Raw genomic sequence first — 7,381 nt, forward strand, 5'->3', positions numbered from 1 at the left:
CGATATACATGAGGAGGATGACTGGGTGTTTTGGTCATAAATAGAGCTGGCAGTGATGAACAGGGCGAGGAAATGAAGAGCAGTGCCGAATTTGCACTGCTCGATAGGGGGGGGGCTGAAAATCAGTTGGGGTCGCGTACAACCATCAAGCGAATCTCTGTCATGTCTTCGATGGCATAACGGATGCCCTCACGGCCAAGGCCACTGTCTTTGACGCCGCCGTACGGCATGTGGTCGACACGCCAGGACGGTACGTCACCGATCACGACACCACCCACTTCTAACTCATCCCAGGCTTTCTGAGCTTTGTAGATATCTCGAGTGAAGATACCGGCCTGTAAGCCAAAGTCGGAGTTGTTTACTTCCTTGAGTGCGTCATCAAAATCAGAGAAGCGGGATAGGATAGCGACCGGCCCGAACGCTTCCTGCGTGTTTACGTCCAGATCAGGAGCAACGTTTTCCAGCAATGTCGCTTGTAGCATCGCGCCGTCACGCTCACCGCCACACAGCAGGGTTGAACCTTTTTCTACGGCATCAACAACCCAGTTGTGCAAACGGGTGGCTTCTTTTTCAGAGATCATTGGGCCGATAAAGGTGTTTTCATCCTTAGGATCACCCATTGGCAGAGCTTTCACGGCAGCGGTCAGCTTGTCACGCATCTCATCGTACAGACTGTCGTGGACCAAAATGCGCTGTACGCTGATGCAGCTCTGACCCGACTGATAATACGCACCAAACACAATCCGTGCGGTGGCATCATCCAGGTCCGTGCCTTCGTCTACAACGCAGGCTGCATTGCCGCCCAACTCCAGTACCACCGGTTTTTTACCCGCTTTGGCTTTCAGCTGCCAGCCGACATCGGGAGAACCGGTGAAACTCAGCAGTTTCAGCCGATCATCGGTGGTGAACAGATCAGCACCTCCACGGTGGCACGGCAGTACCGAGAACGCACCTTCCGGCAGATCGGTTTCAGCCAGCACTTCGCCGATGATCAGAGCACCGATTGGGGTCAGGCTTGCTGGTTTCAGAACAAACGGACACCCTGCCGCAATCGCTGGTGCCACTTTGTGGGCTGCCAGATTGAGGGGGAAGTTAAATGGCGATATAAAGGAGCATGGGCCGATCGGCACTCGTTTCCACATGCCGGTGTAACCTTCAGCGCGAGCGGTGATATCCATCGGAATCACTTCACCGTTAATGCGGACTGCTTCTTCTGCGGCAATACGAAAGGTATCGATCAGGCGGGTGACTTCGCCGCGGGCATCTTTGATCGGTTTACCCGCTTCAATACACAACGCTTCGGCCAGCTCTTCAAAACGCTCTTCAAAGCGTTTTACACAGTAGTTGAGTACGTCCTGACGCTTGTATGCAGGCATTTTACGCATCGGTTCTGCTGCCGCATCTGCCGCAGCAATCGCCCGATCAATCGCGTTTGCATCGGCCATCGCCACTTGAGTTGCTAGCTCGCCACTGAATTTGTCATAGACCGCTAGGTCCTGATTGGGCGCTTCAGGTTTATTGGCAATGAAGTAAGGGTAAGTTGCTTTAAGCATCTTGGGTCTCCGCAAAAAATAAAGTAAGCCCGGTGCGTGCACAATCGATGTCCTGCTGTTCTGATGCGCCGGACACGCCAATGGCGCCAACCAGCTCATCATTTACGTGTAAGGGCATCAACATCCGGGGTTGCTGCGACAGGGTCTGTCGCAGATGCCCGTTCTCTTTTAATCGTTCCTGCCAGACATGGGTCGCAAGCCCAAAGCTGATGGCAGTAAAAGCTTTGTCTTCGGCGATTTGAATCGAATGCAGCGGCGCGCCATTCATGCGCTGAAATGCCAGTGGATAACCTTAACGGTCTGACACAGATCTTGAGTCCCTGATGGCTGGCATCGTTACAGATAGCCGTTGCCAACTGATTTGCGATCGATGTAGTGATACTGGATTGGGAGATGAGTGCAGACATGGAGGTACCGCATATTCGATAAAAAAGGGGCCGAAGCCCCCAGTCGCCTTTTGAACTCTGTGCTCAGTGTTCTTACAGAGAGAACACGACGTTGGCCTGACCGGTACCGGAGCTTGGGAAGTACTCTCCGATCAGTTCGCCTTTACCTTCGTAGTTATCCCAGCCCAGCGCGCCAAACAGCATTGCGGTATCGTGCATACCGCCTTCGCCGGAGCAGTGTTTGGCATATTCAGGCAGCATCTTCAGGAAAGTTGCAGTTTCGCCTTTTTCCCACAGTTCCAGTACGCGCAGATCCATCTGGCGGTTGAACTCGCTGGAGATGGTAAAGGTGCCGTTGTTGGCTTCGTAGTCGTCGTTGGCCCAGATCTGATGGGAGAGGGAGCCGGATGCGAGTAGCATCACTTTGCTGTCGCTTTCTTTAATCGCTTCCATGATGGCTTCACCCAATTTACGGGATGATTCCAGGCTATGGACGGTACACCAGCCCGCAACTGACACGATTTTGAGATCCGGGGCTTCACGCATGATGAAGCGCATCGGCACAACGGTGCCGTATTCCAGATCAAGGCTTTCTACCTGATGGGAGAGGGTGAAGACATCTTTTGCCATCGCCTTTTCTGCAATAGCATCACCCAGCGCCGGGTTGCCAGCGAAGTCATATTCCAGATCCTGGATGAAATGCGGGAACTCATGACTGGTATAGTTGCCTTTGAAATGAGCGTTGGAATTGATGTGATAACCGGCATTCACCAGCCAATGGGTATCCAGCACAACGACTGTATCGGCACCGGCTTCGCGTCCGCGACGACCGATCTCTTTCAAGCCATCGATCGCTTGCTTGCGGCAACCGCTTAGTGGGCCTTCTTCTACTGCTTCGGACAATATCATGGTTGGTACGTGAGTAATTTTTGCAGCCAGTACGACTTCGCCCATCTCTCTTTACCTCATCAGTTTTTATATCGCACACTTGAATGATGGGTCAGGCTGGGGCGGATTGCCCTGTTCTGAGTGTCATTAGGTACGCTTTTAGTTATGATGTTAAGTAAATTAATTAATATGTTATCTAAAGTCAAGCGTATGAAACCTAACTCAGTGTTGTTAATTTCGTAACACTTAGCCTTTAGTCTATGTTGGCGTGATGTGATAGGGTCTTAGAGCGCTGGAAACGGGAAGTGTGGAGATCAGGGAGCGGGGCGCACCGGAGGATTCTTTGTCCAGTGCGTGCAACGTAATAGTGAAGCTGCTCTGAACGATTCAGGGCTTGAGTTTACAGAGTTCTCCGAGCAGTTCGTTGAGCTGCTCCAGTTTGTCTTCGGAAATCTGTTCAGCCAGTGCTTTGTAGCGTGCTTCCAGGCGGGGGCTGATATCTTCGAACATCTGCTTGGCCTGATCGGTCAGACTCAGCAATACACGGCGCTGATCTTCCGGGGATTTACGACGCTGGATCAGACCCTGCTGCTCCAGGCGGTTGATAATACCGGTCAGGCTGGGGCTTAGAATGCAGCAACGCTCAGCCAGTTGTTTGGATTCCAGCTCGGTGTATTCATTAAGCGCACGAATAACACGCCATTGCTGTTCGGTCAGGGAGAACTCCTGCAGGATCGGTCGGAAAAAGCTCATGGTGGCTTCGCGGGCTTTCAGAAGCTGTAGCGGGATAGAGTCTTCGAACTTACGCATGGGGACAGGGTAATCCTTAAGATATTATCTGTTCTATTGTCTCGGGATGGACAGCCCTTTTCAAGTCCGGGGCGTGTATTCATCTATATGCATCACCAGATAGTTTGCACCTTGGCTCACGCAAAACAGCAACAAGTCACCGTCATACAGATAACAGATCATAAAAATTTAAAAGAGGAGTTGTAACTGAAGTGATGATGCAGACCCACGCACTTTATGACCAGATCACCAATGAAGTGCATGCTCGTCCATTCCAGAAAGTACAGGCACCGCTCTATTTGGTGCATATGGCGATTTCCCTGTCCTCTGAGCAGATGGATGACGCCCATCAGGCAGTCTTGCAATTGGCTTCAGAGTTGGGCATCGGTGAACAGGCTAAAGATGACAGCTTCTTTTTCTTAAGTTCAGAAAAGTTTGCACTGCGCTTTGAGCGGCACAATGAGTTTTATAGTTTGACGCTGTACCACTTTGGTGCCGATTCTGAGGATATTTTCCCCCAACGCTGGAAGCCCTTGTTATGTGACGGCCGTTTGCCCGGGAAAATGCTCGCCGGTGTAGAAATCATCTTTCGTAAGCGCCGTGAAGATCCGCTTGCGTGGTGTAGAAAATACTTTGGTCAGCGTAACTTTGCGGCTGAAGAGTTTGGAGATCGCCAGCTCGCGGCCTCTGAGGTGATGAGTGGTGGCGCCACCGTCTGGACTGATTTTGCCGCGTGCGAAGAGAGTGGGTTGGTACGGGTTCTGGTGGAAGATCGTTCGCTGCAGCCGTTTCAGGCGGGTCGACTGTTGCAACGGATCTGTGAAATCGAAACCTATCGACACGTTGCCTTGTTGGCGTTGCCCGCGGCGCATGCCGCGATGCCCCTGATCACCACGTTGGATAAGCAGCTTGCGGATATCACTCACCGCATGACTGCAGATAACAAAGAGCAGCCGTCTGAAGTACTACAAGAGCTGATGACGCTGGCCGCACAGGTGGAAGAACTGTCGGCGGATACTGCAAACCGCTTCTCTGCGAGTGAAGCCTATTTCGCTTTGCTGGATACCAGGCTGACCGAACTGCGTCAGGAGCGTATTGAAGGCTTACAGACGATCACCCAGTTTATGGAACGACGACTGGAACCGGCGCGCAGAACCTGTCACGCAGCAGGGAGGCGTATCGAGCAGCTATCGAAGCGTATTGCCCGGGTGAGTGAGTTGATTCGTTCGCAGGTTGATCTGTCCATCGAACAACAGAACCGTGACCTGCTGGAAGCGCTGAATGGTCGGGCGCGTCGCCAACTTCGGTTACAAGCCAAGCTGGAGAGTTTCACCATTATCGTGGTGACCTACTACGCCTTTGACCTGATCGAACGCACCATCCGCAATACCGTGCCGGGTGAAGAGTTGCTGAATGACGTATTGATGGGGGTTAGCTTCTCGGTGCCTTTGATTGCAGGTGTGCTCTGGCTGTATGTGCGTCAGCTGCTCAAAGGGTACGACGAAGACGATTGAGTACCCCAGTCATATTCGAGGGAGTGCGTCATTGCACTCCCAGTGATTCCATCAGATAGAGTGCAGCCGTACCTGCCAGTAGCATCAATACTGTGTACGGCAGGTTAGCTTTCAAAATCTCACGGGCACTGCTGTGAAAGCGCGCCTGCAAAATAAAGCTCAGGCCGCTGAAAGTACTGCCTGACATCGACAGTGCGGTAGCGAGCACATATGACACCGCCATCAGAGTGGGGGTTGTTGTGACATCAGCCAGCAGACCGGCAAAGATCGCCACCAAGGCCAGCTGATGAATCCCCAGTATTGCTAACACCACAATGGCCCACATCACCGCTGCCGCGACAGTTGCATCAGTGCCAGTCACCGGCAGGGTAATCAGGCCCACGCCAATGCAGGCTTTTACACCGCCTGCCAGCAGCCCCGCACTGAGAAACAGTGAAACTTCAGCGCGCGCGTCAGCCAGTTTCCCGGTGACATGTCCGATCAGTTTCTTCCCTCCGGAAGTGATGCCGCTTTGCAGAGAAATCACGATAAAGGGGACCAATACCGCCAGAGAGGACACCACCGTGATAGTCGGTAGATCGGGATAGATCCACGCGATGATTAGCACGCCGCTGAGCATCTGTTCTGGGCAGGGGGTGTTATAGGTCGGGGACGAAGGGATAGCTGCGAAAATAATCCAGCATGAAATCCACAAACAAACGCGTCTTCTGCGGCAAGTTGTCGCGAGATGGGTAGATCACATAAACGCCGAGTGGCTCCAGTTTAAAATCGGGCAGTAGCTCAACCAGATCACCTTGTTCCAACTCGGAGATGATATTGCATTCGGGCAGGGCGGTAATCCCGTTATGTGCCATCAGCAGACTGAACAACATCGCCGAATTATCGGTCAGCATTCGGCTATTAAGCGGTACGCTGTACTCGTGTTCTTCGCGATCGGTCAGGGTAATCAGGTTGCGGAAACGGTGGCGGGTCAGACTCAGCCAGTTCATTTCGCGCAGCTCTTCCGGTGCAAGTGGTGCACGGTGTTTATGCAGGTACTCCGGTGTTGAGACAACCAGTTGTCGCGTCTCAAATAAACGACGAGCGATCAGGGAAGAGTCCTGTGGCCAGCCGATCCTCACCGTCACATCAATGGCACCGTCGGCCATACTGGCAACGTCGTCCTGTACACACAGATCCATCTTCAGATGAGGGTGAAACTCCATAAAGTGGTTTAACGCAGGCACAAGTACACGCGAGCCAAACAGGTTGCTACAGGCGACACGTAGCGTACCGCTGTTTTCGCCGGTCAGATGGTCGGTCAGTTCGTCCAGGCGCTCTACGCTTTGTAGTACTTCCTGACAGCCGTTATAAAAGTGACGACCGGATTCTGTCAGGCTCACATGACGGGTATCGCGGTTGAGCAGGCGCAGTTTGGTTTCGGCTTCCAGGGTACTGATCGCCTGACTGACGGCGCCTTTATTCATGCCCAGCTGATAAGCCGCAGCGCTGAAACTTCCTGCATCAACGACGCGGGTAAAACATCGAATTAAACGGAGCATATTGCTTCGCGATCCACTCATCAGAAACTCCTTGATAATCAAGATCATGTTGGTATACTGCGCGCCTATCTTGAGTTATTCAACTCCTGATGGGGCTTAAATCTAAGCCGTGTTGTGGTGGCCCTGCTGGTCCTCCCGCAACGATAAACCGTGAACCTGGTCAGGCCCGGAAGGGAGCAGCCACAGCGGTGGATTCGTGTGCCGGGATGTGGCTGGTGGGGTCACCCCCAGTTTCCCTCTCTTGTTTCCTCGTTTCATCATTCTGAAGTTTCCCTACAGTCTGTTTTTATTCGAACTTTATCTCTGAACACCCGCATTCGTTGTCATTATTTCAACTGAAATATGGATTCTGACGTTTCAGGCGCGAGTGGAGATCGTACGTTGGTGTAGCTTGCTACCGGCTGAACAAAACGTGCATCATCTCAAGGTGCTGCAAAATGTACGTTTGTTCGCCGAGCGAGCTTAGCTGTTTATATAAAAAACAGCAGTTTGATGGCGCTAATCAGTGGTACAGCCACCATTAGCAGCTTCAGATACTTATGTTTTGAGCGGTGCATAATTCCTGCGCCCAGGTAGGCGCCGAGAATGTTGCCAATCATCATTGATAGTCCTAGCGTCCACCAGACGTATCCGCCGAAGATCAGCATTGTCAGCGCAGTGGTATTGATGACGACCATCATCGGTTTGCTGTTGGTGACCGCTTGCTTAAG

Annotated in this window: 8 protein-coding genes and 1 other RNA gene; 2 read left to right on the forward strand and 7 right to left on the reverse strand. The window is 52.3% G+C overall.

Features of this window, described 5'->3' with window-relative positions; all coding sequences use genetic code 11:
• Positions 1–122: 122 nt before the first annotated feature.
• From ABYW01_RS09575 to hpaR, 4 genes are all read right to left on the reverse strand, one after another.
• Positions 123–1,553 carry an aldehyde dehydrogenase family protein gene (locus tag ABYW01_RS09575; protein WP_372832343.1) on the reverse strand — a complete coding sequence of 477 codons (1,431 nt, stop codon included), beginning with the start codon at positions 1,551–1,553 and terminating at the stop codon, positions 123–125.
• Positions 1,546–1,836 carry a heme-binding protein gene (locus tag ABYW01_RS09580; protein ID WP_372832350.1) on the reverse strand — a complete coding sequence of 97 codons (291 nt, stop codon included), beginning with the start codon at positions 1,834–1,836 and terminating at the stop codon, positions 1,546–1,548. The genes ABYW01_RS09575 and ABYW01_RS09580 overlap by 8 nt, the downstream gene beginning before the upstream one ends.
• 196 nt (positions 1,837–2,032) lie before the next feature.
• A complete protein-coding gene (hpaD, locus tag ABYW01_RS09585; RefSeq protein ID WP_372832344.1) occupies positions 2,033–2,893 on the reverse strand; it encodes a 3,4-dihydroxyphenylacetate 2,3-dioxygenase in 861 nt (286 codons plus the stop codon).
• A gap of 321 nt (positions 2,894–3,214) precedes the next feature.
• Positions 3,215–3,637, reverse strand: a complete 423-nt coding sequence (gene hpaR / locus ABYW01_RS09590) for a homoprotocatechuate degradation operon regulator HpaR (RefSeq protein ID WP_193952650.1) — start codon at positions 3,635–3,637, stop codon at positions 3,215–3,217.
• Positions 3,638–3,831: 194 nt separating this feature from the next.
• Between hpaR and ABYW01_RS09595 the strand changes: the two genes are divergently transcribed.
• Entirely contained in the window at positions 3,832–5,130 is a 1,299-nt protein-coding gene (locus ABYW01_RS09595) for a DUF3422 family protein (RefSeq protein WP_372832345.1), read from the forward strand.
• Positions 5,131–5,158: 28 nt separating this feature from the next.
• On the opposite strand, the gene ABYW01_RS09600 is transcribed toward ABYW01_RS09595, so the two are convergent.
• Positions 5,159–5,737, reverse strand: a complete 579-nt coding sequence (locus ABYW01_RS09600) for a hypothetical protein (RefSeq protein ID WP_372832347.1) — start codon at positions 5,735–5,737, stop codon at positions 5,159–5,161.
• 31 nt (positions 5,738–5,768) lie between these two features.
• Positions 5,769–6,692: a LysR family transcriptional regulator gene (locus ABYW01_RS09605; RefSeq protein ID WP_372832348.1), complete on the reverse strand. Its 924-nt coding sequence runs from the start codon at positions 6,690–6,692 to the stop codon at positions 5,769–5,771.
• 103 nt (positions 6,693–6,795) lie between these two features.
• Here ABYW01_RS09605 and ffs point away from each other — a divergent pair.
• Positions 6,796–6,892: signal recognition particle sRNA small type (ffs, locus tag ABYW01_RS09610), an RNA gene on the forward strand.
• 249 nt (positions 6,893–7,141) lie between these two features.
• On the opposite strand, the gene ABYW01_RS09615 is transcribed toward ffs, so the two are convergent.
• Positions 7,142–7,381 (reverse strand): TSUP family transporter (locus tag ABYW01_RS09615; protein WP_372832349.1); only part of this gene is annotated, 240 nt, incomplete at its 5' end.

This window comes from Pontibacterium sp., assembly GCF_041587635.1.
GTDB lineage: Bacteria > Pseudomonadota > Gammaproteobacteria > Pseudomonadales > Balneatricaceae > Pontibacterium.